The sequence below is a fragment of the Burkholderia sp. MSMB1498 genome (genome assembly GCF_001526245.1).
GTDB classification, from domain to species: domain Bacteria; phylum Pseudomonadota; class Gammaproteobacteria; order Burkholderiales; family Burkholderiaceae; genus Burkholderia; species Burkholderia savannae.
The window spans coordinates 1-623 of the sequence record NZ_LOYJ01000079.1 but is presented as its reverse complement, the minus strand read 5'-3'; the positions used below and the strand labels follow the sequence as shown (position 1 = coordinate 623).

The window sequence follows — 623 nt, the reverse complement described above, 5'->3', positions numbered from 1 at the left end:
CGGCGCGCGGTGTACCACCTGACGCACGCGGACATGACCGAGAAATATCGCGGCTACGACACGACGAAGAGCGGCGGACAGGCCGCGGCCGAGCTAGCGGAGACGATCGACGATGCGCGCCGCAATGCGCGGTGGGCGATCAGCGACATCCTCGGCATCGCGCGCTCGACCGTGGAGCTGATCTGATGGCCCGGCCCATGTATCGCATTCGGCAGATCGCGCAGCCCCGCGTGCGCGGCAGAACGCTGTTCTTCGCGGGCGCGTTCCAGGTGCAACGGTGCGTCGCTGGCCTGTTCTGGCGTGAGATTGCCTATTGCTCGGATCGCATCGGCGCTGAGGCGGCCATACGGACCGACGTAATCGCGCGCCGGCGAGCTCGAATCAAGCCGCGCGTGCTCGGCCTGTTTGATCGCGACGGGCAGGAATTCGGGAAATGAAGGTAGCGACACTGCAAGGCGAAACGCTCGACGCGCTCTGCTGGCGGCACTACGGCAGCACGGCGGGCACGGTCGAAGCCGTGCTGGAAGCGAACCCCGGCCTCGCCGAGCTCGGCGTCGTGCTGCCGATGGGAACCGTCGTGGAGATGCCGGAGCGCAGCGCGATCGAGCCGACGAAGCCGCTGC

General features: G+C 67.7%; 3 protein-coding genes. All 3 read left to right on the top strand.

All coding sequences use genetic code 11. The features are described from left to right. Window positions 1–186 (top strand): head completion/stabilization protein (locus WS91_RS17505; protein ID WP_197422249.1); only part of this gene is annotated, 186 nt, incomplete at its 5' end. Further along, window positions 186–437, top strand: a complete 252-nt coding sequence (locus tag WS91_RS17500; protein WP_059670699.1) for a hypothetical protein — start codon at window positions 186–188, stop codon at window positions 435–437. The genes WS91_RS17505 and WS91_RS17500, both read left to right, overlap by 1 nt. Beyond that, the coding region (locus tag WS91_RS17495) for a tail protein X (RefSeq protein WP_059670698.1) at window positions 434–623 on the top strand (190 nt) is incomplete at its 3' end. The genes WS91_RS17500 and WS91_RS17495, both read left to right, overlap by 4 nt.